This is a genomic window from Maribacter sp. 2-571, assembly GCF_050589625.1.
Classification (GTDB): Bacteria; Bacteroidota; Bacteroidia; order Flavobacteriales; family Flavobacteriaceae; genus Pelagihabitans.
Window position 1 is genome coordinate 1 of record NZ_JBNGOP010000021.1, and the last position, 25,271, is coordinate 25,271.

Annotated in this window: 25 protein-coding genes; 24 read left to right on the forward strand and 1 reads right to left on the reverse strand. The window is 41.8% G+C overall.

Annotated elements, in window-relative coordinates; translation table 11 throughout:
• The first annotated feature begins 179 nt into the window (after positions 1 to 179).
• The 14 genes from ACRD7P_RS14515 to ACRD7P_RS14580 all read left to right on the forward strand — a co-directional run bounded on the left by ACRD7P_RS14515 (position 180) and on the right by ACRD7P_RS14580 (position 14,304).
• Positions 180 to 1,001, forward strand: coding sequence for a DUF695 domain-containing protein (locus ACRD7P_RS14515; RefSeq protein ID WP_430908357.1), 822 nt, complete (start codon positions 180 to 182; stop codon positions 999 to 1,001).
• 252 nt (positions 1,002 to 1,253) lie between these two features.
• On the forward strand, positions 1,254 to 1,802 hold the full coding sequence (locus ACRD7P_RS14520) for a hypothetical protein (protein ID WP_430908358.1): 549 nt from the start codon (positions 1,254 to 1,256) through the stop codon (positions 1,800 to 1,802).
• A gap of 211 nt (positions 1,803 to 2,013) precedes the next feature.
• Positions 2,014 to 2,343 (forward strand): hypothetical protein, encoded by a 330-nt coding sequence (locus tag ACRD7P_RS14525; protein ID WP_430908359.1) that lies wholly within the window; start codon positions 2,014 to 2,016, stop codon positions 2,341 to 2,343.
• A 331-nt stretch (positions 2,344 to 2,674) separates the two neighbouring features.
• On the forward strand, positions 2,675 to 3,373 hold the full coding sequence (locus ACRD7P_RS14530) for a hypothetical protein (protein ID WP_430908360.1): 699 nt from the start codon (positions 2,675 to 2,677) through the stop codon (positions 3,371 to 3,373).
• A gap of 510 nt (positions 3,374 to 3,883) precedes the next feature.
• Positions 3,884 to 4,123: a type II toxin-antitoxin system ParD family antitoxin gene (locus ACRD7P_RS14535; protein ID WP_430908361.1), complete on the forward strand. Its 240-nt coding sequence runs from the start codon at positions 3,884 to 3,886 to the stop codon at positions 4,121 to 4,123.
• A 397-nt stretch (positions 4,124 to 4,520) separates the two neighbouring features.
• Complete coding sequence (locus ACRD7P_RS14540; RefSeq protein WP_430908362.1) at positions 4,521 to 5,645, forward strand: aldose epimerase family protein; 1,125 nt, start codon at positions 4,521 to 4,523, stop codon at positions 5,643 to 5,645.
• A 9-nt stretch (positions 5,646 to 5,654) separates the two neighbouring features.
• Entirely contained in the window at positions 5,655 to 6,770 is a 1,116-nt protein-coding gene (locus ACRD7P_RS14545) for a cellulase family glycosylhydrolase (protein ID WP_430908363.1), read from the forward strand.
• 692 nt (positions 6,771 to 7,462) lie between these two features.
• Positions 7,463 to 7,927: a GNAT family N-acetyltransferase gene (locus ACRD7P_RS14550; RefSeq protein ID WP_430908364.1), complete on the forward strand. Its 465-nt coding sequence runs from the start codon at positions 7,463 to 7,465 to the stop codon at positions 7,925 to 7,927.
• 305 nt (positions 7,928 to 8,232) lie between these two features.
• Complete coding sequence (locus ACRD7P_RS14555; protein WP_430908365.1) at positions 8,233 to 8,841, forward strand: hypothetical protein; 609 nt, start codon at positions 8,233 to 8,235, stop codon at positions 8,839 to 8,841.
• Positions 8,842 to 9,053: 212 nt separating this feature from the next.
• Complete coding sequence (locus ACRD7P_RS14560; RefSeq protein WP_430908366.1) at positions 9,054 to 9,569, forward strand: GNAT family N-acetyltransferase; 516 nt, start codon at positions 9,054 to 9,056, stop codon at positions 9,567 to 9,569.
• Between the two features lie 227 nt (positions 9,570 to 9,796).
• The gene (locus ACRD7P_RS14565) at positions 9,797 to 10,399 is read left to right on the forward strand and encodes a YkgJ family cysteine cluster protein (RefSeq protein ID WP_430908367.1); all 603 of its coding nucleotides are present in this window, start codon (positions 9,797 to 9,799) and stop codon (positions 10,397 to 10,399) included.
• Positions 10,400 to 11,027: 628 nt separating this feature from the next.
• Positions 11,028 to 11,654, forward strand: a complete 627-nt coding sequence (locus tag ACRD7P_RS14570) for an RNA polymerase sigma factor (protein WP_430908368.1) — start codon at positions 11,028 to 11,030, stop codon at positions 11,652 to 11,654.
• A 665-nt stretch (positions 11,655 to 12,319) separates the two neighbouring features.
• Positions 12,320 to 13,612, forward strand: coding sequence for a serine hydrolase domain-containing protein (locus tag ACRD7P_RS14575; protein ID WP_430908369.1), 1,293 nt, complete (start codon positions 12,320 to 12,322; stop codon positions 13,610 to 13,612).
• Between the two features lie 86 nt (positions 13,613 to 13,698).
• The gene (locus tag ACRD7P_RS14580; protein ID WP_430908370.1) at positions 13,699 to 14,304 is read left to right on the forward strand and encodes a hypothetical protein; all 606 of its coding nucleotides are present in this window, start codon (positions 13,699 to 13,701) and stop codon (positions 14,302 to 14,304) included.
• A 392-nt stretch (positions 14,305 to 14,696) separates the two neighbouring features.
• Here the strand turns inward: ACRD7P_RS14580 and ACRD7P_RS14585 are convergent, their stop codons facing one another.
• Positions 14,697 to 15,953: an NAD(P)/FAD-dependent oxidoreductase gene (locus tag ACRD7P_RS14585; RefSeq protein WP_430908371.1), complete on the reverse strand. Its 1,257-nt coding sequence runs from the start codon at positions 15,951 to 15,953 to the stop codon at positions 14,697 to 14,699.
• 344 nt (positions 15,954 to 16,297) lie between these two features.
• Between ACRD7P_RS14585 and ACRD7P_RS14590 the strand changes: the two genes are divergently transcribed.
• From ACRD7P_RS14590 to ACRD7P_RS14635, 10 genes are all read left to right on the forward strand, one after another.
• Positions 16,298 to 17,830 carry an HAL/PAL/TAL family ammonia-lyase gene (locus ACRD7P_RS14590; protein ID WP_430908372.1) on the forward strand — a complete coding sequence of 511 codons (1,533 nt, stop codon included), beginning with the start codon at positions 16,298 to 16,300 and terminating at the stop codon, positions 17,828 to 17,830.
• Positions 17,830 to 18,960, forward strand: coding sequence for a WG repeat-containing protein (locus tag ACRD7P_RS14595; protein WP_430908373.1), 1,131 nt, complete (start codon positions 17,830 to 17,832; stop codon positions 18,958 to 18,960). Before ACRD7P_RS14590 ends, ACRD7P_RS14595 begins: the two co-directional genes overlap by 1 nt.
• A gap of 14 nt (positions 18,961 to 18,974) precedes the next feature.
• On the forward strand, positions 18,975 to 19,727 hold the full coding sequence (gene fabG / locus ACRD7P_RS14600) for a 3-oxoacyl-ACP reductase FabG (RefSeq protein ID WP_430908374.1): 753 nt from the start codon (positions 18,975 to 18,977) through the stop codon (positions 19,725 to 19,727).
• A gap of 12 nt (positions 19,728 to 19,739) precedes the next feature.
• Positions 19,740 to 20,957, forward strand: coding sequence for a beta-ketoacyl-[acyl-carrier-protein] synthase family protein (locus ACRD7P_RS14605; RefSeq protein WP_430908375.1), 1,218 nt, complete (start codon positions 19,740 to 19,742; stop codon positions 20,955 to 20,957).
• 13 nt (positions 20,958 to 20,970) lie between these two features.
• Positions 20,971 to 21,213: an acyl carrier protein gene (locus ACRD7P_RS14610; RefSeq protein WP_430908376.1), complete on the forward strand. Its 243-nt coding sequence runs from the start codon at positions 20,971 to 20,973 to the stop codon at positions 21,211 to 21,213.
• Between the two features lie 23 nt (positions 21,214 to 21,236).
• Complete coding sequence (locus ACRD7P_RS14615) at positions 21,237 to 22,124, forward strand: lipid A biosynthesis acyltransferase (protein WP_430908377.1); 888 nt, start codon at positions 21,237 to 21,239, stop codon at positions 22,122 to 22,124.
• Positions 22,121 to 23,050 (forward strand): dialkylrecorsinol condensing enzyme DarA, encoded by a 930-nt coding sequence (locus ACRD7P_RS14620; protein WP_430908378.1) that lies wholly within the window; start codon positions 22,121 to 22,123, stop codon positions 23,048 to 23,050. The genes ACRD7P_RS14615 and ACRD7P_RS14620 overlap by 4 nt, the downstream gene beginning before the upstream one ends.
• A gap of 184 nt (positions 23,051 to 23,234) precedes the next feature.
• Positions 23,235 to 24,368, forward strand: a complete 1,134-nt coding sequence (locus ACRD7P_RS14625; RefSeq protein WP_430908379.1) for a beta-ketoacyl-ACP synthase III — start codon at positions 23,235 to 23,237, stop codon at positions 24,366 to 24,368.
• The gene (locus ACRD7P_RS14630; RefSeq protein ID WP_430908380.1) at positions 24,369 to 24,806 is read left to right on the forward strand and encodes a hypothetical protein; all 438 of its coding nucleotides are present in this window, start codon (positions 24,369 to 24,371) and stop codon (positions 24,804 to 24,806) included.
• Positions 24,807 to 25,268 (forward strand): ABC transporter permease, encoded by a 462-nt coding sequence (locus ACRD7P_RS14635; RefSeq protein WP_430908381.1) that lies wholly within the window; start codon positions 24,807 to 24,809, stop codon positions 25,266 to 25,268.
• Positions 25,269 to 25,271 lie beyond the last annotated feature (3 nt).

A 25,271-nucleotide genomic window follows, 5' to 3' on the forward strand; every position in this document is an offset into this window, starting at 1 on the left:
ACTCGACGTCATGTTCACGGCCTTTATCTATATCGCCCTGATTTTCGATGCAATTAGTGTTAACACGCCCTAATAAAGAAATAAAAATGCGCAGATAGATCAATTGATTTAGGCTTGCTTGCCTTGCTCCGATTCCTATATTTGGCGTTGTTATAAACAAGTTAGGCATAATTTAAAAAATGAAGGAAACATTCAAATTCTTGTTATTAATTATATTTTCAATTACACTAATGAATGCACAAAATTCAGAAGAGAGGTGGGACACCTATATGGCTGCCTATGAAGATGAAAAGGTGGGCTCAACTACTTTGAGAATGGACTTATTTGATTCTACTCCAATAAGAGGCTTAGATTATGTTTTAGTTACTGGATTAACTTATGAGACCTCAAAAGAAAATGGTTTTCCAGAAAATGAAACTTTTAGTCTGCTTCATAAAGTTGGAGATGAATTAGTGGAAATAGTAAAAAAAGAAACCGATTTTATATTAGTCGGGTCGTTTATGTACGATAAGGAGCGGTTAGAATATTTTTACATTAAAGAACCAAAAAATATCATTTCTAAAATTGAGGATTTTTATAAAAAAAACTATCCCGATTATAAATTCTATCTGAACGTAAAAGAAGATAAAGAATGGACTTACTATCGCGATTTCTTATACCCAAATGAGGAGACGAAAAACTATATGGCCGATCAGTCAGTATTACGAAGTTTAGCAGATGCTGGCGATAAGCTAACAAAGGCAAGACGAGTGGACCATTGGCTCTATTTTTCTAAAGAATCGGAAATGAACAAAGCTAAAACAGAATTAATTAAATCAAACTTCACGGTTCAAAATACCGACATTAACAAGGAAGCGACGCTACCATTTGAATTACAAGTTTGGAGAATTGACAATGTGGATATTGATTCCATTTATCCCATTACTTCCAAATTAAGAATGGTTGCTAAAAAGTTCGGTGGAGAATATGACGGTTGGGAAACTTCAGTAGAAACGGAATAAAACCATGCCTAACAATAGCAAATAGGGCACAAAGTTTTATGTTTAAAGGCTTGGACTTATCTACTAAGTCCGCCAAATTGAAAATTACGCGATAGCGAAATATTCAAATTTGACAATTAAAAAATAAAAATAATTACAAAACAACCCCAAGGCTTCGCGGCTGGCTCGCAGACCAGACGGAAACGAAAAGTTTCCTTGCCTGCCCTACTTGCCGAGACCTTTGTAGAACATTTGAACAAAGAATAGAGATAGATGAGAGAAATATTAATGCTGACATTATTGACAGCCCCTCTTTTAGGTTTTGGTCAATTAGCGAAGTCTTTGGCTCTGATGGAAGCTGACAAAGAAGCAAATTATAACGAATATGAACAATTATTTTATGACGCCACGGAATATATTTTTAGTAATCCAACGAATTTTAAATCTAAGGAGTTTTCAAGTGCCTGTAAAATTGTGGACTTCTGGAAAAATAAAGATACTGGCATAAATGTCCCAATATTTGGGGGTTTTTATAATGAACTAGAACAAAAAAGCAATCTTAGATACTTCTATATGATTGCAATAACTAATTATATTCTCAGTGAAAAAATCAATAAAAACAGAATTCTCAAATGTGTCAAAATTGATGGACAAAAATATAGTGAGCAGGAAGATGTAAAAGAAGTGCAATTAGAGGGCGCAAAAATATTCTTAGCATATGTGGCTAATGATGAGAATGGACTAGCTATCAATAAAAAGGCTAAAACCTATTTGAAAGCGTTCAAAAAGGGGAAACTGAAAGATACGTTTTTCGAGAAATAAAAACGTTTTACTACACAACCTATAAACAATACGGGGTTTGGGCTTCATCTAAAGGTTATCGTATTTTTATAAAGTCCGCAAAATCTTATGGATTTAGCTTTGGACAAAAAAAGTAAAACCAAAAGCTTTGGCTTCCTGCGAATACGGAAACTCAACGTTTCCTTGCACCCGCAACTAATCATAGCCGAACCGGTTGTGTATAATATCAGAAATGAAGGATTCAAGAATCATGTATATCGAAAGAAAAGCTGGGAATTTGACCGGTGAAGCTAGAATTGGGAGGGTAACATTCTCTAATTCTGGCAAATCGATCTATTACAACGGACTTAGATTCGACTCATTAAAAGGAGCCGGTTTTAAGGCAAACTATTTTGAAACTGAATCTGGAGAAGAATATTGGATTTCGGGATGTAAAAAAAATGGAAGCGACCGACTTTACAATGAAAAGAACCCAATAAGAATCGATGATGACATAAGAGAAGAGTATTGGACGGAAATAAGGAATAAACCTGAATTGAAGGACAGAACAATTGCTAATTAAATGGACAATCGACATCCATACCAAAGAAAAATGTGGTGGAGGACAAGATTCCCTTGGTTTCTTAAAACACTCGGAATGAAAAAAAGGAACGGATTGGGAATCGGTCGGTGCTAAACACAAATGGTACAATATAGACGGACAATCGAGTGGGCGCTACTATTGCGAGGTAATCGCTAAAGGTGAAAAATGGAAATAAAACTCCACACACAACAAAGGCCATAATTCATTGCTACAATTCGTTAACTTCAACCCTTTAAACAAAGAAAGGGGCTAGATTCCGCACGGACAATTTCCATTGGAAATGTCCGCAACGAAATCATAGCCGAGACCTATGAAAAAAATTATTCTCATATTATTCTTAGTTGGATTTGCAAACGCTTACGGACAGGAACTGAACGGAGTTTGGATGTCTTACAAAAATCAAGTTATTGACAGTAACGGCCTAAATACAGCAGGAAGCGAGGGAATTATAATTGATTTTGACAATTCAACCATGGGGCATATTGGTGCCGACACCTTAGTTGCAGTAGCCTTTATTTTTAAGAAGAAAAAGATAAAACTAAAAGTTGGGGGGATAAAAGGGATGGGGAAGCTAAAAAAGTTCGGAAATGACTCTTTAGTAATGGATTCAGGAGAAAACATGTCTTACATCTTTCGAAAATTAGATTTATCCAATCAATTAAACCTGTCGACGGAAGCGATAACCGATTTTCTCGTAACACACCGATTTGAGCCATTGAATGATTTTATGGAAATTGAATTTACGGCAGATAAATATTGGATCGATAAATTGTTAGAAAAGAAAAGTGAAAGATTAAATCTATTAAATCACACTTGGGAGAATGACAATGGCTTTTGGTACTTAAAAGAAATTAACAAAAACTATTTTCTTGTTTTTACCCTTGGACAAGTGGACAAACAAAATTTTTATCAAATTATCCAAGTAAGCGAAAGGGGAGTAAAACTTAAACCTTTACAAGAGACTGATTTTGGGCTGGAAAACATCACGGAACTAAAAACCTGTTTATAACACAACGTAAACATAATTCAGGCTTTAGGGCAAAACCGAAAGGTTTGCTAACATTTATGAAGTTGCGAAACCATATTGTAGCCTTACCAGTTTTGGGGAAGGCTACAGATTCATTGTCTAACTCCTCAAAAATCTGTTGATTCCATTTTTAGTTTTGAAGATTGGGAAATTGAAAATGAAACGCCTGAGTTCGACGATGTTGGCAATCCCGTAGTTTCTAGAACTGAAACTATCAAAATGTAAAAACTAAGTACAACACAACCTCAAAACAATACGGGCTTGGCTACTTAAGTTATAAACCCGGAATATCAAGGAACACCGCCAAGTCTTTTGATTTGGTAATAAATGAAAAAGAAAAAAGAAAATCAAAAGATTTCGCGATGGATGTGGTGGTAAGCAAACGCTAGTTTGCTCCATTACTGTTCATACAGGCCGAACCATAATGTAAAATTTAAAAAATTTGCCAATTATACTAGATTTTGATGCATTCACATTAAATTAATCATTCAAATGAATAAAAACACATCAATATCACTCGGAAGTTATTTTTACCAATTTGTGCAAAATAGCATTAAGGAAGGAAGATTTAAAAATGCTAGCGAAGTTATTCGTGCAGGATTCACGCTTTTACAAGAAGAAAGTGAAGTGATTGCCTTGAAAAAAGCAATTCAAGAAGGAATTGACAGTGGAATAGCTCACGATTTTAACCCTAAAAAACATCTTGAATCGCTTAAAGAGAAAAAGCGCTAGAATGGCTGAATATAAATTGACCAACAAAGCTGTTGAGGATTAAACGATTTGGGATTACACATTTGAGATGTGGTCTGAAAAACAAGCTAATAAATATTATGAAGGGCTACTATTCAATTGCCAAGAAATCGCTGAAAATCCCGACTTAGGGAAAAACTACAAAGGTATATCATAACAGCTTCTCGGAATAAAAGTAAATCGACACATAATATTCTACGGAACGTTAAATCCAGATTATGTTGAAATAACCAGAATATTGCAAGAAAGAATAGATTTAAAGAAAAGAATAACGGAATAAAACTGTACACAACAGTTTGTAAATTGCATATGCATCCCTACGGGATGCAAAAACAACATACGAGAGACGTTGTACGCTATATCTTAAAAAACGAGATTAATGAACAAGACCCATGTTTTATCAATATTTGTCGCATTATGTATTTCTTGTCAAAAAAATAAATCCGACTTAAAACTAATTAACAGACAAAATTTTGAACGCGTAGTTGATGGCAAAAAGACCGATTTATTTACGTTAACGAATAAAAATGGACTTGTTGCACAAATCACTAATTATGGTGGTCGTGTCGTTAGTTTATGGGTACCGGACAAGACCGGTATTTTTGAAGACATTGTATTGGGGTACGAAACCATTGAGGGTTACCTTCAGTCAAATGAGATATATTTCGGAGCTTTAATCGGGCGTTATGGCAATCGCATCGCCAATTGTAAATTCACATTGAATGACAGCACTTATACACTGGCCTCAAACAACAATGACCATCATTTACATGGTGGGAAAATAGGGTTTAATAATGTAATTTGGGATGCCCATCAATTTTCAAATTCCGAACTAAAATTGAAATATCTTTCCAAAGATGGCGAAGAAGGTTATCCTGGGAATTTAAATGTAACGGTAGTGTACCGTTTAACAGATAACAACGAATTAGAAATCAAATATACTGCCACTACAGATAAAGCCACACCGGTCAATCTTACCAATCACTCATTTTTTAACCTACACGGAGCGGGCAAAGGGACTATCAATGACCATATCCTGCAAATAAATGCTACGTATTTCACACCGATTACGACAGGTTTAATTCCAACGGGAATGATACAAGAGGTTAAGAATACTCCTTTTGACTTTACTGAACCAACACCAATTAGAGAACATATAAATGATGATGGACAACAGATAGCATATGGTTTTGGATACGACCATAACTTTGTCATAAATGGCTCAGGTTTAAGAACTGCAGCAGTAATAATAGAACTTATTTCTGGTAGGAAAATAGAGGTTATTACCGACGAACCGGGTTTGCAATTCTATGGCGGTAATTTTTTAGATGGTAAAGATGTTGGAAAAAATGGCTTACCTTATCAATACCGAACTGCGTTTTGTTTGGAAACACAACATTTTCCTGACAGTCCAAATCAAGCGCATTTCCCTTCAACTATTTTAAATAAGGGCGAACGTTATAAATCGACGTGTATTTATAAATTTAGTATTCACCAAAAATAATTAAAGCTCATGCATCAAAAAATCAGCAAGTCGCTACTCTTGATCTTATTGGCCATCTCTTTTTTTACTGCATGCAAGCAAGAAAAGAAAGCAGTACCAAGCCAAAATGAAATATCCGATGAATTCGCTATCGCCAAAAGGTGGTCAGAAGAAAAGGCAAAGGCATGGGGAAAAGACAAACCGTGGTTAAGAGGTGCGAATTTTAACCCTAGTACGGCGATAAATCAATTAGAATTTTGGCAAGCGGAAACCTTCGACCCCGAAACCATTGATAGAGAGCTGGGGTGGGCCGAAGATATTGGGCTAAACTGCATGCGTGTATATCTTCATCATGTGGCATGGGAAGTTGACAAAACTGGATTTAAAGAACGGATCAACACCTATTTGTCAATTGCCGAGAAGCATAATATTGCAACTATTTTTGTGATTTTTGATGACTGCTGGAACCCTACCTATACCGCTGGCAAACAACCCGAACCTAAACCAGGCGTTCATAATTCCGGTTGGCTCAGGGATCCCGGAGATTTACTTTACACTGCCGAAAATTTAACACCCCTGCTTGAATCTTATGTGAAAGATATTTTGGATACATTCCAAAACGACAAACGAATAATTTTGTGGGATCTATACAATGAACCTGGAAACTCGGGGTATGGCAATAAATCTTTACCGCTTTTAAAAGACGTTTTTAAATGGGCTAGAGCTATAGATCCAAAGCAACCCTTAACAGTTGGAGTTTGGAATAATAGTTTGTCAGACCTTAATATATTTCAAATCGAAAATTCAGATATTATCACGTATCACAACTACAATGATGAAGTCGATCATCAAAGGGCAATTGATTCCCTTAAAAAATTGAATAGACCAATGATTTGCACAGAATATATGGCTCGTAAACATAATAGCTTGTTCAGTAACATTATGCCTATTTTAAAAACGCAAAATATAGGGGCTATTAATTGGGGGCTCGTTGCCGGGAAGTCCAATACAAAATATGCATGGGACGACCCAATTCCGGATGGTTCTGATCCCGAACTTTGGTTTCATGATATTTTCCGTAAGAATGGCACTCCTTACAATGATGAAGAGATTGATCTTATTAAAGAATTGACTATGAAGAAATAAGATCGGTATCGAAATTAAACAACTAACAATAGCTAAAACATTTTATAAAAACAATTGCGGTTTAATCGTTGGAACGAAAAACAAACACATTGAACTCATTTAAACTTTTTGGATTGAAGCGATCTCGATGCTTCCGGGAAGCGATTTAAAGGCCTATTGGAAACTTTTTTGAGTTTCTTTGCCGGGCTACTCTAGAAAAAAAAGACAAGAAAAAGGCTGTAGTGGGCAATTTCTTCCCTACGGTTCGGTAAAAAAAGTCCAAATAAGTTCATTAATTAGGATCTGTGCTAAACCGAAAAGCTAGTGTATACATCGCTACTTTTCATGTACGGAGCCGTCAGCCTGTCTAAAAACCCAACATTTCTGCCGACGATCATCTTGCAGGACCGATCTATTGATCCGAACGTTGGGGCCATGGACAACCCCGAGGGAACAACTTACGCTACGCCACATGCCTCGATTGAAGCCTTCACAAATAGCGTTACTAGAACAGCTGTATTCCTTAAAAGAACTTTTGCATGGTTGCAGAAATTCAGACGGTAAAGACTATAGAATGTATTGAACTAAAAAGAAATGTTTCTTTGTATCGCTTTATATACAGGCCATACCCAAAAGAGTCACTGCTTATTTTTTGGCATCGCGGATTTTTGGTTATTTTGGACCGTATATGAGTATTGGCATTAGTAAAGAAAATGAAAATTAGAGAAGTACATAGAAACGAATATACCATTTCCACCGACAAAGATAAATTGGATATTTTGGGTATTCACAAATTCCTATCTACCGAAACGGATTGGGCCAAAGGAATTCCGATCAATACGCTAAAAACATCCATTGAAAATGCTTTGAATTTTGGGCTTTATCATGAAAACCGGCAAATTGGCTTTGCTAGAATAATTTCAGACTATTCAACTATTGCGTATTTAGGGGATGTTTATGTTCTAAAAGAGTATAGAGGAAAGGGATTAAGCAAATGGCTGATAAATGAAATAATGGAGCACCCTAATCTTCAAGGATTAAGGCGCTGGATTTTATTGACCGATACGGCGGAATGGCTCTATAAAAAGTTCGGGTTTACGGAAATACCTCATCCTGAATTTTACATGGAGAAACATAACCCGAAGGTATATCACGCAATAGATAAAGCAAATGCATAACAGCGGCAACCCCTGAACGAACCTATGGTCTTTAAGAAATGGATCGGACATAAGCGTCCTTTTTACTGTCGAATCAGTACAGCAAACTCAATTTTCGATGCGGTAGTAAGGCCAAAAACAAAACTTGAACAAGACTTTTCACGAATGCCTTCAAAGAACGTTATCCTACTCCACTTTTTGAAGTATATCTAGATGCCCAGTTAAATACCTTTGTCGTATTACATATGAGAAACCGAAATCTAACATTCATACTTGGCGCTTTAATTCTACTTCTGACTTTTGACTTAAACGCTCAATCGTCTAAAATGGAAACCAACGCAAACCGAATCGACATAGATTTTGTTTCCGACTCTGAATTCGTTGCAAGGATTAGTGAAAAAAGCAAAACTGAAAATGAAATCAATCTGATTTTAGAAAAAACTAACGATAGCTTGTACGCTATTTATGTGCACAATAAAACAACCGACTCGCTAAAAATTTCAAGCCAGAATCGGCATTTATTCTTAATTCAAGAAGCGAAAAACCAAAATGGAGAATGGAAACCAATTGAGTACTGGAAGTATTCCCGGTGTGAAAATAGCTATCTATCTGATAAACTCGAACCAAACGGGATTTTGAAAACGGAATCAAAAGTTTACAATGGAAATTTTGATACTCAAATAAGATTTAAACTTCTAAATGATAACAACGTATACTACTCAAATTCTACAACTGGGTCGGTAAATTTAACCCAATTTGATATCCCAAATGATGTAACTGAATATCGAACCTATAAACGAATAGAAACTCTTGGAAGTGCTGAAATTTTGAAAAAAGTAATGTTTCTCGAACCAAACGGATTGAAAGAATTTATTGAAAAAGAAGACGTTTATTTAAAAAAAATGGCTGAATTGAGAAAGAACAATAAGAACTGAAAAATACGTGGCACGGCAACGGTAACCCTATTTCAAGTCCATAATCTTCAAAATATGGATTGCATGTGTAGCCTTCCCCAAAAAATAGGACAGCTTAAAATTAGAATTTTCTAACTTTAATCGTATTTACCATTTAAACACCGAAAAAACCACCTATTGGTCGCCGTAAGACCGCCCTTCTAATACACCTCACCGCTAACCCCCAACCGCAAATGGAAGAAAACATAACGATAAGACCGCTCCAAACTTCCGACAAAGCGACATTGGCACAGCTGGCGAACAACAAAAACATTTGGGACAACCTAAGGGATTACATCCCATTCCCATATGAGGAGCATGATGCCGGGTCCTTTATAACCCGAACAAAAGAAGAAAACCCAAAGCAAACCTTCGGAATAACTTACAAGGGGCACCTGTCGGGTATTGTTGGGCTGGTAGTACAAGAGGACGTCTACCAAGGATCGGCGGAAATCGGGTACTGGGTCGGAGAACCCTATTGGGGAAATGGAATTGCGACCAAAGCCGTGGAATTGATTACCGAATATGGATTTGATCAACTTGCCCTACATCGCATATACGCAGGCGTTTTCGCATACAACACCGCCTCAATAAAAGTGCTCGAAAAAAATGGTTTTAAAAAAGAAGGAATATTCAAGAATGCAATTGTCAAAAATGACAAACGCTGTGATGAACACCGGTTTTATAAACTGAATGAACAGCGTAAATAACCTCGGGGCAAGCCCACGAGGCATTAGAACGAAAATTACCATTGATTTCGACGCAAGCGTCGGAGCATTTTAAATCTCGATTATCGAGTAAAAAGGAACGTCTTTCTTTTTCATTACAATTCATCGACAAAAACCATCGTATCCCATAACCTGTAAAATGTATTCCCTTTCTTTTTACAAATAACCCTCACTTCAGGGAATAATAAGCCTACCTTGGAAAAAAATTAATGTCCATACCCGATAAAGTTCGATCCGTAGAACGTCTTTTTTTCAAATTAGAGCAGGAAACCGCCCAATTTGCAATCTCATCGGGCCTTGGTTGTGCTTCGGGCTGTGGCAAATGTTGTAGTTACCCCAACGTAGAGGCCTCTCCCATAGAGTTTTTACCCTGGGCGTTTCAGCTGTTTTTACGGGGCGAGGCAGAAAAGACGTTGCATCAGCTGGCCAAAACCAAAGGCTCCACCTGTTTTATCTACAAACCCCTGTCCGTAATCGATCAAGGCCGCTGTGGCGATTACCAATACCGTGGTTTAATTTGCAGATTGTTCGGATTTGCCGCCCATACCGATAAATACGGAAATTTAAGATTGGCCACCTGTAAAATTATCAAGGAAGGCCAAGCCGATAAGTACAACTCCGTTACCGAGGCAATACAAAAAGGACTGTACGTACCCGTTTTTACGGAGTACTATATGCAATTGAATCAGATCGATTTTACCCTGGGAAACCTCATTCTACCAATAAACGAAGCGCTCAAAATGGCCTTGGAAGCGGTTTTACAGTATTATGCGTACCGGCCCTCGCTTCACTTAGGTGAAAAATGTGGTTGAAAAACCATACGATGACCCTATCGGATAACGCAAAAAGCCCATTGCCAAACTGCCCTGGCATGGGAATCCCACCATGGTTACCATTGTAGATCCTATTTTTTTGGTTTGGTCCCCAACGAACCGTTAGAAGAAACTTCTCATACCCTGCTGCCTTAAAATCACCCAAATAAAAAGGCATCATTTTTTGCTTAGAAGAAAAAGAAAAATAAAGCATAGCAGTAGCTACGGTTCTATTTTTTAACTAGGAATAACGCAACAAGAACCATGTAGTAGTGCTATTCCAACATTAAAACGGTATTCGTATCTTTTTTAGCCAGCTTTAATACCATTTTAACTTTGAAATCGCGCGTATAGAAATTGAATTATTTTTTAGTTGTTCGAGGCAAAAAGCCTGTCCCCGGCTTGACCGGGAATCTAAGCATAGCCTTAGCTATGGTTATATTTCTTAACGGAGAACAGCTGAAAAAGAAACGATTTATTAGTGCTATTTCAAAGTTAAAATGGAATAAGTTAAAAAGGGTGTGACACATAAGTACAGCGTGGGCAATATCTCCATTTCACAAAAAAACACCATAAAAATGTGACAAACGCAGCAGTGCTGCGAATAATGTAGTAAACGAGCTTCAGTTTGGACAAAAAAGAAAAAAAATTCTTAACCGTTCTTAACGACCACAAAGGCATCATCTATAAAGTAGCCAATACCTATTGCAAAGATCCCGCCGACCAAGGCGACTTGGCGCAGGAAATTATTTTACAGTTGTGGTCCACGATCGAGAATTTCAACAACACCAATAAATGGTCTACTTGGGTGTATCGGGTCGCCCTAAACACTTCCATTTCCTTTTACCGGAGGCATAGGACCAGAAAAGAAAGGACCGTTCCCCTTCCTCCAATAATAGAAGTGCTGAACACTTCCGAACAGGGTGGTGCGGACGATGATTTTCTGCTGCTAACCAACTGTTTGAGAGCACTAAAGGAAATCGACCGGGCCTTGTTCTTATTACATCTTGAAGGCCTTAGCAGCAAGGACATCGCCGATATCATCGACATTTCGCCAACCAACGTAACCACCAAGATATCAAGAATAAAAAAGAAACTTAAAATCCAGTTCCATCACTATAAAAACAAAAAAAAATGGACCCAATTGAATTCGAACGTATTTGGAAATCGTATGATCAAAAAATGGAGGATATGCTGGCCATCAATACCGAATTGGCCGTTGACCTCACACGGCAAAAACTCCGTAGACAAATGAACCGCTTTGTCGTGCCAAAGTGGACGGCCATTGGTATCGGGGTTCCCTACACGCTGCTATTGATCGCCATAACCACCATCGCGGCCAAAGCAAAGGCCTATTTTGTCGCAATAGGTTTTGGCGCCATTGCACTCGTTACCATAGCCCTATTGCTGGGATATTGTTATCAATTGTATTTGATAGACCGGGTAAAAAACGATGAGGATGTGCTATCGACCCAAAAACAATTGTCGAATTTGAGACTTTCCAGTTTCAATTGTATAAAACTGGGAGTGTTGCAATTACCATTTTGGTCGGTTTGTTGGGTAAGCCTGGATGCGATCAAAGACAATCCGTTCGTATATGGCGGAATACATGGTCTGATCTTTTTACTATTGGCCTATATGGCATACTGGCTCTACCACAAAGTGAGCGTGAAAAACAAGGTTTCAAAAGTGCGTGATTTTTTCCTGTCCGGAAACGAGTGGGAGCCCATTCTCAAAGCAGCAGCGCTATTGGAACAATTAAAGGAATACGAAAAATAGCCTATTCTTGAAGCACGGGACCCGTTACGGCCCCAACTAGGACGAAAACGATTATCTTTAAGCCGGACCCCTTTTAAGGATTTTTTGTGAATAGCTGAAAACGGGACCGAAGCCATATACCGACATTCAAAACCGATGAACATGAAAACAAAATATGCACTGCTGATACTGGGCTTTTCCCTACTGTTCGCTCAGGCGCAGACCCTTTCGCAACAACATTCGCCAATACTCTCAAAGACCGACCCGATGGCGGTAGGCATGTCCACCGAACGGTTGGCAAAAATAGACGCCATGCTGCAGGAGCAGGTTACTGCGGGCGCCATACCGGGCGCAGTGGCCTTGATTGCCCGCAACGGAAAAATCGTATTCCACAATGCATACGGTATGGCCGACAATGCAACAAAAAAACCCATGAAGGAAACCAGCATTTTTCGGATCGCTTCCCAAACAAAGGCCATTACCGCCACTGCGGTTATGATGCTATGGGAAGAGGGTAAATTTCGGTTGGACGACCCCATATCAACCTATATTCCCGCATTCGAAAACGCACAGGTTTTAGCGACCTTTAATGCCACCGATACCACCTATACCACCATACCGGCCGAAAACCAGATTACCATAAGACACCTGATCACCCATACCTCAGGTATCGGCTATGGCATGATCGACCGCGACGAACGCTTCAAAAAAATATATGCAAAGGCCGGTGTTACCGATCTGTTTACCACTGCGGATGTTTCTATTGGGGAAAGCGTTCAAAAGCTCGCAAAACTTCCGTTACACCATAACCCCGGTAGTCGGTTCACCTATAGTGAAGGACTGGATGTGCTGGGTTATCTTGTGGAAATCGTTTCCGGAATGCCTTTTGATGACTTTTTAAGGAAACGCATTTTTGATCCACTGGGAATGAACGATACGTGGTTTTACCTTCCCAAGGCACAACACAACAGATTGGTAACGGTACAGCATAAACCCGATGGGCAATGGGAAAAGTACCCTGTAACCTTTTACGATACCGATTATCCCATTACGGGAGCAAAACGATTTTTTTCAGGAGGTGCCGGACTCTCAAGTACCGCACATGACTATGCCATTTTTTTACAGATGTACCTCAACAAAGGGGAATACAACGGCACCCGCATTTTAAGCCGTACCACCATCCAAAGTATTATGGGCAACCACAGTGGCGATTTATTCAGTGAAGGGAACAAACACTATGGCCTGGCGTTCGGAGTGATTACCCCAAAGGGACAAGATGCCGGGGGCGAGGGGAGCACCGGAACCTTTGATTGGGGCGGTTACTTTAACACTCAATACTTTGCCGATCCTCAAGAAAACGTAATCGGAATACTGATGAAACAGACCCAAGGCCCGGTAGTGGAGGAAACCTCATGGAAATTCCGGCAAATGGTGTTCGCTGCTATTGACGATTGAGCCATAGGGCTCGGTGGAAGAACGACCCACTTTCAAATTTCCAAAATTGGAGTATTTTTGAAACGACCAACAACAAATTTTAGATAATGAAAAAACTAATGATTCTTAGTGCATTCTTGTTTGTCGCAAGCATGCAGGCACAAAAGCTTAAAGTACAACAAGGAGGTTTCGACTTTATAAAAGGCCAAAAGGAAATAAACGTCCAGTTCGTTTATGACAATATGCGTCTTATGAAAGACAATCTTACCAACGACGAATATGTGGCCAAGCGCTCGGAAGATCTGGAGAAAAAATCAAGAGGAAAGGGCACTACCTGGAAAAAAACATGGGAAAGCAGTCGTGAACTCATTTGGCAACCCAAATTTTTGGAGCTGATGAACAAATACCTTGGCAACGACGAGGACATCTATTTTGCCGAAGAACTTTCGGAAACCGCATATACCTTGATCGTAGAAACCGTATGGCTCTATCCGGGGTGGGACGCGGGAATTATGAAACAGCATGCAAAGGTATCGACCAATCTTAAGTTTGTAGAAACGGCAACACCCGAAAACGTACGTTTGGAAGTCAGCAGTACCAATGCCCCAGGCGACCAATGGGGCAATAACTATAGTAATGAGAGCAGGGTCGGTGAAGGATATGCCAAAACCGGAAAATCGTTGGCAAAACTTATTGCGAAAAAGGCGTTTTAATACCATTTCCGGTGTTAAACCCGCTTTATGCATTAGAAAATCTATTACAGCTTCCAGCTACATCAAAATATGGTGCTGCGCTACATTTTTAAATGTAGCGCAGCTAAAACCTTCATTACAAAGTTCTAATGCATAATTCAGGTTAAATTACGCAAATAAAAACCAAGGTTTTTTGGGTAGGCGAAAAATGAAATCCAAGCATAGCAGCAGCTATGGTTAGCTTTTATTTTGTAGTACACATGGAACAGAACAATTTTTAAAGGCTAATTTAACCTAAGAAATGGTATAAGGCCATGGAAATAATGAAGTACTCTTTCTAAAAAAGGTATAACAAATAAAAAGGGTTGGAATCTACGATTTCCGGCCCTTTTTAATTTGGTGCGAAAAGAGCGCTATTGCCGCTCCAAAGCCCGCTCCATTTCCATATCGGCAATATGGGCGACGGTTTTCACCAAACGGTCATGGTTTTTAACAAAAGGGTTCGAACGGTCCCAAACATAACCTGCTAAAACGGCACATATTTGTGCTTTGATCCCCTTGTTTACCGTACTATGGAAGAATATTTTTTGTAGGTTGCCCGTATACCACTCCTTTACGTAGGTAGAAAAAACGTTTACCCCGTACATAATGTATTCCGTATACTCCTTTTCCCAATCGACATTTTCCCCAGACAGCTGTTTGTCAATCAGTTTAGCGGACAAATGGGCCGATTCCGCTGCAAAGGTCACACCGGAGGAGAATACAGGATCTAAAAACTCGGCGCTGTTCCCCGTAAGGGCATATCCTTTTCCATACAATTGCTTTACCGAAGCCGAAAAACTTTTAATGGTTCGCGGCTCAAATAGATAATCGAGCCCCTCAAAACGTTCACGATAGTAGGTGGACAGGCGCATCATTTGCCGCAATTTTTCGGTCGGGCTTCCTTCAAAAGATTCCAAATAGGCAATGGTACCCACATAACCGATACTACAATCCCCGTTCGAGAACGGAATCACCCATAACCAAGTATCCGTATCGATAATATCGAAGGTAATTAAGGTGCCCTCCTCGCCTTCGGGCCTTCTCACATCCTTTAAATGGGTGAAAATAGTGGCGTGTTCGGGTATTTCGGAAGGTCTGTCCAAATCCAACAACCGGGGCAATACCCTTCCCCAACCGCTGGAGTCTATGATAAACTTGGCATCGATAACAGATGGGTCGCCATCCTTGCCCTTGATCGTAGTGGCAGAGGTACCATCATCGGCAAAAACGACATCTACCACTTCCTTTTCAAAGTCGATGGCAACGCCCCAACGTTCTAGTTCGTCGGTCAGCGTCTTGTCAAAATCGGCGCGGGGTACTTGCCAGGTCCAATCCCAACCGTCCCCATGTTTTTTGCTAAAGTCAAAATTGCACACCACACCCTTATCGTTCATAAAACGTGCGCCACGCTTTACCTCGAACCCCTTTGCTTCCAAACAGGGCAAGAGGCCTACGGCACCAAAATGATCCATACATCTTGGGATAAGACTTTCACCAATAACAAAACGTGGAAAACGGTTCTTTTCCACGACCTTTATCTTCAAGCCCTGCTTATGGAGATAAGCGGCCGCGACAGCACCCGAAGGGCCTGCGCCAATAATCAAAACATCAACACTTTCGTTTTTCATAAGCCGTTTTTAAACCGCACTATAATCCCGCACGCTCCATGCAAAAGCAGTGGTTATGAGCCTTCGACCCTATAGAACTTTAATTTCAGGGATAGATTCATCAAATGTTATAAATTTGCCAACCAAATTTCCTATTTTTATTTACTAATGTATTGAACTCGTTTAAACTTTTTGCGTTTAAGCGAAATTTAGTCATTTTTTGGCCATTTGAAGGCTTTTTTAAGTTGCATAGCAGGGCTACGGAAGGAAAAAAAGCCTTCAAATGGACGAAAAAGAGCAATTTTTTAGCAAATGCAAAAAGTTTAAACGAGTTCATTACTTATACCCGACAGAATCAACCATACATGCCGAAAATTAAAGGAGCACTAGGAATACAGGAATTTTACCAAGTTGTTTTTGAAGAAGAACCCATTTCGGTAGACGACCATGTTTTCAATACGGTTCAAAAGAGTTTTGACTTTTTAAAAACGTTTGCCAAAAACAAAATTATTTACGGGGTCAACACCGGTTTTGGTCCCATGGCCCAGTACAAGATAAAGGATTCCGAGACCATTGCCTTGCAATACAACCTGATCCGGAGCCATGCCTCGGGAACGGGAAACCCCATTGCACCAAAATATGTAAAGGCCGCCATGTTGGCCAGGCTCAATACCCTAAGTCTGGGCCATTCCGGGGTACACCGATCGGTCATAGAAACCATGACCCTTTTGATCAATAAAAATATTACACCGCTGATTTATGAGCATGGTGGGGTGGGCGCAAGCGGTGATCTGGTGCAACTTGCCCATTTGGCCCTGGTATTGATCGGCGAGGGAGAAGTTTTTTACCAAGGGGAACGGCGGCCCACCGCCGAGGTTTTTAAACTAGAAAAAATAGCGCCCATAACAATAGCATTGCGGGAAGGATTGGCATTGATCAACGGTACTTCGGTAATGACCGGTATCGGCGTGGTGAACACGATTTATACGCGCAGATTATTGGAATGGATGATCTGCTGCTCCTCGGCTATTAATGAAATAGTGGCAGCCTATGACGATCACTTGAGCCAGGAGATCAACGAGACCAAAAAGCACCTGGGCCAAAGAGAGATCGCACGATCGATGCGGAGCCACTTGAAGGACAGTACGCTGATAAGAAAAAGGGAACATCACCTCTATGTTGCCACCGACGAGGTAACCGTTTTTGAAGAAAAGGTACAGGAATACTATTCCCTGCGCTGCGTTCCCCAAATTTTAGGTCCGGTTCTGGACACGCTCAACGAAGTGGAACGCATTATGATCGAGGAGGTCAACTCTGCCAACGACAACCCCATAGTCGATGTTGAAAAAGAGAACGTATACCACGGTGGTAATTTCCATGGCGACTATGTATCGCTGGAAATGGACAAACTTAAGATCGTGGTCACCAAAATGAGCATGCTTGCGGAACGGCAACTCAATTATCTGCTCAATTCCAAATTGAACGACATATTGCCCCCATTCGTCAATTTGGGCACCCTAGGGCTCAACTTTGGAATGCAGGGCGTACAATTTACGGCCACCTCCACCACGGCCGAAAATCAGATGCTATCGAACCCGATGTACGTGCATAGCATTCCCAACAATAACGACAATCAAGATGTGGTAAGCATGGGCACCAACGCAGCGCTCATCACAAAAAGGGTAATCGAGAACGCCTTTGAGATCGTTGCCATAGAAATGATGACCGTAGTACAGGCCATCGAGTATTTGGGCGTTCAGGAAAAAGTTTCCTCAAAGACCAAAAAAATGTACGACGCCGTTCGCAACATCGTTCCCCCGTTCAAAGAAGATGTTGTCATGTATCCCTATGTGAATCAGGTAAAGCACTATATTATCAATCATCAAAACAAGAAATAATGAAACGCTGCCACATCATCCTTTTATTCCTTCTTACGATCATAAGCCAAGTTACCGCCCAAGAGCTAGCCTTGGTTCGCGAAGGCGATCGTTTCGGATATATTGACAAACAGGGGAACTACGCCATTGAACCGCAATTTAAAAAAGCGAAAAGTTTTTCCGATGGCCTTGCCTCCGCCCAGAAAGATGACCTTTGGGGGTATATCGACGCTTCCGGAAAATGGGTAATCGAACCGCAATACAAAAAGGCAAAATATTTCAATTCTGGCATTGCATTGGTCAACAAGGACGATCAATGGCAGTATATCCAAAAAAGCGGTACGGTTTTAGAGGTACCGGAAGCGGAAAAGTATTATGATTTTGAAGATGGTGCGGCCATTTTTAAGAAATTGGATAAGGTGGGACTTCTTGGAGCCGATGGAAAACTACTGGTCGAACCCAGTTATAACGTCATCAAAAAAATAAGAAACGGGCATGCAAAGGTTTCCAAAGGAGTATACTGGGGCATGATCAATACCAAGGGAGAGGTCGTTATCCCTGCGGAATATGAAGAATTGGGAAATACGTTTCACCCATCCGGAGTGGACGCCAAAAAAAATGGCCGGTTCGGTATTGTTCGCAACGGTACGTTTTACCCGATCGATGGTGCCGACAAAGTATGGAGTTTTTATGAAGATGCTCCGCTGACCTACGCCCGAAAGGACAAAAAGATCGGTTTTGTGGACGGTACGGGAAAATGGGTCATCCCCCCGACTTACGACAAGGCCAGGGCCTTTTCCCAAGGACTCGCCCCCGTAGCACAGGGCAAACAATGGGGGTATATCGACGAAAAGGGAGCGCTGGTCATTTCCGCTACCTATAGGGATGCCGAAGTTTTTTCAAAAAACGGATTGGCTCCGGTAAAGGACAAAAAATGGGGATTTATGGATACCTCCGGTAAACTTGTAATCCCAATGGAGTATGATATTACCGCGGGCCTTGCCTTTTTGGCCGGCAAAGAACAAAAAGGGTTCCAAAACGGTCTGGTGCGGGTGAAATCCAAAAAAGGATGGGCATTTTTAAAAGAAGATGGAACGGTATTGGGCAACAAATGGTACGCCAATGTAGAACCCTTTGTTGTTATAAACTAGCATAACGGAAAACAATGTCCGATAAAAAAGAAAAACAAAAGTACGCTTTGGTTACCGGCGGTTCCCGAGGAATCGGAAGGGCAATTTGCGAACAATTGGCCAAAGATCTGGAGTATGGTATTTTGATCAATTACAACAAAAACAGGGAAGCCGCAGAAGAAACCCTTTCCCTGGTGACGGCTGCGGGAAAAAGCGGTGAGCTACTCCAGTTCGATGTTGCCGATGCCGATGCCGTAAAAACAAGTTTGGAGGCCTGGCATGAAACCCACAAAAACGCGGTAATCGAAGTAGTGGTCAACAATGCGGGCATTACCAAAGACGGTCTTTTTATGTGGATGTCGCCCGAAGATTGGTCCGGTGTGATCAACACCAGTCTCAATGGGTTTTATAACGTCACCAATGCCTTGATCCAAAAATTACTGGTCAACAAATATGGCCGTATCATCAATATGGTCTCCGTTTCAGGCTTAAAGGGCACGCCCGGCCAAACCAATTATTCGGCCGCAAAAGGTGCCGTTATCGGTGCCACCAAAGCCTTGGCGCAAGAAGTGGCCAAACGAAAGGTGACCGTTAACGCCGTGGCACCCGGATTTATAAAAACCGATATGACCGGGGAATTGGATGAGGCTGAACTCAAAAAAATGGTTCCTGCCAATCGGTTCGGAAATGCAGAGGAAGTGGCACATTTGGTTTCTTTCTTGGCCTCTCCCAAAGCATCGTACGTTACGGGCGAAATAGTGAACATTAATGGCGGAATTTATTCGTAATACCTGCACAGTATGAGAAGAGTCGTTATCAGTGGAATGGGTGTTTATTCCTGTATAGGCAAAAACCTGGATGAAGTGAAGACCTCCCTTTATGAGGGCCGTTCCGGTATTGTATACGACCAAGGCCGTGCCGATTTCGGGTATCGCTCCCCATTGACCGGAGCGGTGGACGAACCCAATTTAAAAGGACTGCTCACCAGAAGGCAGCGCATTAGTATGGGCGAGGAAGCCCAATACGCGTATATGGCTACGCTCGAAGCCTTGAAGTATGCCGGTATCGACCAAGACTATCTGGACCAAAACGAGGTCGGCATTCTTTACGGGAACGATAGTACCGCCCGTTCGGTAATCGAATCCATTGATATCATGCGGGCAAAAAAGGACACCACATTGGTGGGCTCCGGAGCCATTTTCAAGGCCATGAATTCAACGGTGACCATGAACCTTTCCACCATATTTAAACTACGTGGGGTCAATTTCACGATCAGTGCCGCCTGCGCCAGCGGTTCCCATTCCATAGGCACTGCTTATCACCTGATCAAAAGTGGTCTTCAGGACTGTATTATTGCCGGCGGGGCACAAGAAGTCAACCATTTGGCCTTTGGTAGTTTTGACGGTTTAGGCGTGTTTGCCATGCATGAAACCGACCCCAAAAAAGCATCCCGTCCTTTTGACAAAGACCGTAACGGACTGGTACCCAGCGGTGGTGGCGCATCGGTTATCGTAGAAAGCTACGAATCGGCCGTTAAAAGAGGGGCGCCTATTTTAGGGGAAATCGTAGGATATGGTTTTTCGTCCAATGGCGACCACATTTCCACACCCAACGTTGAGGGCCCTGCCCGCGCCATGACCCGTGCTCTCGAACAGGCGGGCATGCAAGCTGAGGAGGTCGATTATGTAAACGCCCATGCTACCGCTACCCCTGTAGGCGACGCGAACGAGGCACAGGCGATTTTAGAGGTCTTCGGAAAAGGGAATCCCCTGGTCAGCTCCACCAAATCGATGACCGGCCACGAATGCTGGATGGCTGGTGCCAGCGAAATCGTGTATTCCCTTTTAATGATGCAACATTCCTTTGTGGCACCCAACATTAATCTGGAAAATCCGGACGACACTTCGGCCCGGCTAAACATCGTTAAAAAAACGTTAAATAAAAAAATTGACGTATTTTTGTCGAACTCTTTTGGTTTTGGAGGTACCAACTCCACCTTGATTGTAAAAAAATGCTAGCGAAAAAATGATAATGACCAAACAAGATATTGTTGACAAGATCGATGCGTTTTTAATCGAAGAATTCGAGGTCGATTCGGAAGAGCTGGTTCCCGGCGCAAATTTAAAGGAATCGGTAGGTCTGGATAGTTTGGATTTTGTTGATCTGGTAGTTGCCGTAGAAAGCAACTTTGGCGTAAAATTGGTCGGTGACGATTTTGTAAACATCGTTACCCTTCAGGACTTTTACGACCTCATCGAAAAAAAATTGGATTGACCCCCACATAACGTATACAGCGTATGGCATTGGAATGGGAAGGCAAATCCAGGGGCACCGTTTTAGGCTATAAGATCTATATTTTTTTTATCAAGCATCTCGGGCTCAACGCCTCGTACCTCTTGTTGCATTTTGTTGTCTTATATTTCTGTGTCTTTTCCATAAAAAGTACTCGGGCCATCTACCGCTATCTTCGTTATCGACAAGAGTATTCCAGAACAAAGAGCTTTTTTGGCATCTACAAAAGCTATTACACCTTTGGGCAGACATTGATCGACCGTGCTACCATAGCCAGCGGCCTTCGAGATCGGTTTACCTATGAGTTCGATGGTATCGAAAACATCCACAGGCTTCTGGAACAACAAAAAGGCGGTATTCTGCTGAGCGCGCATACCGGTAATTTTGAGGTTTCCGAATACTTTTTGGAAGATGTTAGCGAAATTTCACAAATCAGCGTAGTCACCTGGGATACCGAACACGAGCAGATCAAGGCCTATATGGACACCGTAAAGGCAAAATCCAACGTAAAGTTTATTTTGGTAACGGACGATATGTCCCATATCTTTCAAATTCACGATGCCTTGAGCAAGGGAGAATTGGTGTGCTTTACCGGGGATCGTTTTTTGGAGGGATCCAAATACCAGGAAGCTCCCTTGCTGGGTAAAAAAGCAAAGTTTCCGTTAGGACCTTTTTTATTGGCTTCACGGCTTAACGTTCCGGTACTTTTCGTTTATGTGATGAAGGAACCCAACAAAAAATACCATCTTTACGCCAGAACCGCACAGGCAAAAAAAAGAAACGAAGCCGCGTTATTGAGCGAGTATACCGGTCATTTGGAATCCATGCTCAAAAAATATCCGTTTCAGTGGTTCAACTATTTTGACTTTTGGAACGATAAGCCGAATACATGAAAGAAGTACTGGTCGTGTACTACTCCCAAACCGGACAATTGTTCCGTATTATCGAGAACATCGTTTCCACTTTAAAAGGGGAGCACGTTGCCGTTACCTATCATGAAATAGCGCCCGAAACCCCTTTTCCATTTCCTTGGAAAGAGGAGGACTTCCTAAGTACCTTTCCCGACAGTTTCCTTCAAATACCGAGAAAAATAAAAGACCCTTCACCGGAGCTATTGGCCAAAACCTATGACCTGGTCATTTTAGGGCACCAAGTATGGTACTTGTCCCCCTCCATTCCCGTCAATTCCTTCCTCCGTTCGGCTGCGGCCAAAAAACTGCTCAAAAACACGCCGGTGGTCACTGTAATCGGTGCGCGCAACATGTGGTACCAGGCACAGGAAAAACTAAAGCATCTTTTGGTCGAGCTTGATGCCAAACTTGTGGGGAACATTGCCCTTACCGACAGGAATATTAACCACATCAGCGTAATTACCATCGAATACTGGATGATGAAAGGGAACAAAGATCGCATGTGGGGCATTTTTCCCAAACCCGGTGTTTCCGAAAAAGACATTAGCGACGCAAGCAAATTCGGACCTCCCATAAAAAAGGCCTTGGATTCTGGAAATTATGCGGGGCTGCAAAGCGATCTGCTAAAATTAAAAGCCGTTTCCATACGGCCGGCCCTTATCCCGACGGATAAACGGGGAAACATCATTTTTTCAAAATGGGCCGCCTTGATCACCAAAAAGAGTACCCCCGGATCGCCCGAAAGAAGTAGATGGCTTCGCTATTTTAAACGCTACCTACAATTTGCGATCTGGATCATTGCCCCTATTGTTTTTGTTGTATTTTTGCTCACTTACATCCCCTTTTATTTTAAGATAAAAAGAGATGTACAATACTATTCCTCCATCAATCTAAAAAAAGAACGATAGCCCGATGATGTAGCACTAACGACCAATTTAAATGTTGACCCGGATCAAAACCATAGCAGCTTCAAAAATGAAAAAAGGCCGCAACCCGCTTGAACGCCTTCACAAAAGCGATTCCGATCCCATGGCAAACATTTAAATCCCCTTAGTGTAAAAAGGAGCACCTATCCAATTCAGTCGAAGCCAAATGAAAGACGTATATATCACCAAAATGGCCACGTTTTTACCGAACGCCCCGGTTAAAAACGAAGAGATCGAGGACCGACTCGGTATGATTAACGGAAAACCGTCGAGGGCCAAAAATATTGTATTGCGTAGCAATAAAATCAAGACCCGTTATTATGCCATAGACGAAAATGGCACGGTAACGCACAACAATGCCGAACTTACGGAACGGGCCATCCAAAAACTCGCGGACGACTCCTTTTTGCTTTCACAGGTACAACTTTTGTCCTGTGGCACCTCTACACCCGACCATTTGCTGCCTTCGCATGCCGCTATGGTGCACGGGCTGTTAAAGAACGGCAATATGGAGATCAATTCGGCCTCGGGCGTCTGTTGTTCGGGAATGAACGCTATGAAATACGCCTTTATGGCCATTCGTTCCGGTCAAGTACAATACGCGGTCTGTACGGGTTCCGAAAGAGCTTCCGCCTTGACCAAGGCAGCAATTTTCGAAGAAGAGGCGGCCCATTTGGAAACCCTGGAAAACAACCCCATTGTAGCGTTCGAAAAAGACTTTTTACGATGGATGCTTTCCGATGGTGCCGGGGCAATGCTGCTACAAGACGGCCCTTCGGGAGATACCGCTCTGAAAATCGAGTGGATAGAAGGGTTTTCCTATGCCCATGAAATGGAGACCTGTATGTACGCCGGTGGTGAAAAACTGGAAGACGGCACCCTAAAACCATGGTCCGACTACAAAGGGACAGAATGGAACCAAAAGTCCGTGTTCGCCATAAAACAAGATGTAAAACTGCTCGGTGAACACATTTTGATCAAAGCGGTGGACAGTTTACAAAAGGCGTTGTCCAAACACGGCATTACGGCCGATGATGTCGATTACTTTCTGCCCCATATTTCCTCTTACTTTTTTCAGGAAGGGTTTTACGAAACCTTGGAGAAAAATGGCATCACCATCCCTTTTGAAAAATGGTTCCTTAACTTGGAAAGCGTAGGAAATGTCGGTGCGGCATCCATTTACATCATGCTAGAGGAACTTATGAATTCCGGCACCTTAAAAAAAGGCGATCGCATTCTGCTCTTTGTGCCGGAGAGCAGTAGGTTCTCCTATGTACACACCTATTTAACGGTACACTAAATGCAGCTACCGACCACACCTATTGCCGAAGGGGATTTTTTAAGGAGCTTGATTCCCCAAAAAGCGCCGTTCGTAATGGTGGATACGCTCTATCATTTTTCGGAAACCGACCTGACATCGGGTTTCACCGTTTTGGACACCAACCTTTTTAGTATCGACAACAAGCTTTCCGCACCGGGCCTTATCGAGAATATGGCACAGACCGTAGCACTGCATACCGGCTATCGGTATTATTTGGAACAAAAAGAAGCACCTGTGGGCTACATAGGGGCCATTAAAAAGGCAACGATATTCACCCTGCCAAAAGTAGGTTCCGAAATGTTTACGACAGTGGAAATTTTACATGATATTATGGGCATTACCCTGGTAGCGGCCAAAATCATGTGCGAAAACGAACTGCTGGCACAAAGTGAAATGAAAACAGCATTGGCAAGTTAAGTGGATCAGGCACGACGCGACATAGACATTACCAAATACCTGCCGCATCGGAAGCCGATGCTGATGACCACCTGCATGCCCTACCTGGATGCCAATTCGGTAGAAACCTGTTTCGATATTGAAGCGGACTGTATTTTTGTAAAGGACCGATACCTCTCGGAAACCGGCCTTATTGAAAATGCCGCACAAAGCAGCGCGGCCATTGTAGCCCAGAGCTACGCCTTCGATCTGGAACAAGACCGGCAGATCGGCGAAGCCATTGCGTACATCAGCGCCATCAAAAAAGTAGCAGTGTTCAGCCTGCCGAAAGTAGGGGAACGCCTCCGCACCAAAGGCAATTTGCTGTCCCGGTACGACGAGGAGCATTTTAGCCTGTGTACCATCGCCTCGGAGACTTTCAGAAAAGAAGAATTAATCGTAGCTTGTACGTTCAACTTTTTGGTGCATGGCATCCACCGTTAACAC

What these genes read in the sequence shown, in the direction of transcription:
- ACRD7P_RS14520 (WP_430908358.1), top strand. Translation starts at nt 1,254, where the DNA reads ATGAGAGAAATATTAATGCTGACATTATTGACAGCCCCTCTTTTAGGT.
- ACRD7P_RS14615 (WP_430908377.1), top strand. Translation starts at nt 21,237, where the DNA reads ATGGCATTGGAATGGGAAGGCAAATCCAGGGGCACCGTTTTAGGCTAT.
- ACRD7P_RS14545 (WP_430908363.1), top strand. Translation starts at nt 5,655, where the DNA reads ATGCATCAAAAAATCAGCAAGTCGCTACTCTTGATCTTATTGGCCATC.
- ACRD7P_RS14535 (WP_430908361.1), top strand. Translation starts at nt 3,884, where the DNA reads ATGAATAAAAACACATCAATATCACTCGGAAGTTATTTTTACCAATTT.
- ACRD7P_RS14560 (WP_430908366.1), top strand. Translation starts at nt 9,054, where the DNA reads ATGGAAGAAAACATAACGATAAGACCGCTCCAAACTTCCGACAAAGCG.
- ACRD7P_RS14590 (WP_430908372.1), top strand. Translation starts at nt 16,298, where the DNA reads ATGCCGAAAATTAAAGGAGCACTAGGAATACAGGAATTTTACCAAGTT.
- ACRD7P_RS14555 (WP_430908365.1), top strand. Translation starts at nt 8,233, where the DNA reads ATGGAAACCAACGCAAACCGAATCGACATAGATTTTGTTTCCGACTCT.
- ACRD7P_RS14575 (WP_430908369.1), top strand. Translation starts at nt 12,320, where the DNA reads ATGAAAACAAAATATGCACTGCTGATACTGGGCTTTTCCCTACTGTTC.
- ACRD7P_RS14625 (WP_430908379.1), top strand. Translation starts at nt 23,235, where the DNA reads ATGAAAGACGTATATATCACCAAAATGGCCACGTTTTTACCGAACGCC.
- ACRD7P_RS14620 (WP_430908378.1), top strand. Translation starts at nt 22,121, where the DNA reads ATGAAAGAAGTACTGGTCGTGTACTACTCCCAAACCGGACAATTGTTC.
- ACRD7P_RS14605 (WP_430908375.1), top strand. Translation starts at nt 19,740, where the DNA reads ATGAGAAGAGTCGTTATCAGTGGAATGGGTGTTTATTCCTGTATAGGC.
- ACRD7P_RS14515 (WP_430908357.1), top strand. Translation starts at nt 180, where the DNA reads ATGAAGGAAACATTCAAATTCTTGTTATTAATTATATTTTCAATTACA.
- ACRD7P_RS14525 (WP_430908359.1), top strand. Translation starts at nt 2,014, where the DNA reads ATGAAGGATTCAAGAATCATGTATATCGAAAGAAAAGCTGGGAATTTG.
- ACRD7P_RS14585 (WP_430908371.1), bottom strand. Translation starts at nt 15,953, where the DNA reads ATGAAAAACGAAAGTGTTGATGTTTTGATTATTGGCGCAGGCCCTTCG.
- ACRD7P_RS14550 (WP_430908364.1), top strand. Translation starts at nt 7,463, where the DNA reads ATGAAAATTAGAGAAGTACATAGAAACGAATATACCATTTCCACCGAC.
- ACRD7P_RS14610 (WP_430908376.1), top strand. Translation starts at nt 20,971, where the DNA reads ATGACCAAACAAGATATTGTTGACAAGATCGATGCGTTTTTAATCGAA.
- ACRD7P_RS14580 (WP_430908370.1), top strand. Translation starts at nt 13,699, where the DNA reads ATGAAAAAACTAATGATTCTTAGTGCATTCTTGTTTGTCGCAAGCATG.
- ACRD7P_RS14595 (WP_430908373.1), top strand. Translation starts at nt 17,830, where the DNA reads ATGAAACGCTGCCACATCATCCTTTTATTCCTTCTTACGATCATAAGC.
- ACRD7P_RS14565 (WP_430908367.1), top strand. Translation starts at nt 9,797, where the DNA reads ATGTCCATACCCGATAAAGTTCGATCCGTAGAACGTCTTTTTTTCAAA.
- ACRD7P_RS14530 (WP_430908360.1), top strand. Translation starts at nt 2,675, where the DNA reads ATGAAAAAAATTATTCTCATATTATTCTTAGTTGGATTTGCAAACGCT.
- ACRD7P_RS14630 (WP_430908380.1), top strand. Translation starts at nt 24,369, where the DNA reads ATGCAGCTACCGACCACACCTATTGCCGAAGGGGATTTTTTAAGGAGC.
- fabG (WP_430908374.1), top strand. Translation starts at nt 18,975, where the DNA reads ATGTCCGATAAAAAAGAAAAACAAAAGTACGCTTTGGTTACCGGCGGT.
- ACRD7P_RS14540 (WP_430908362.1), top strand. Translation starts at nt 4,521, where the DNA reads ATGAACAAGACCCATGTTTTATCAATATTTGTCGCATTATGTATTTCT.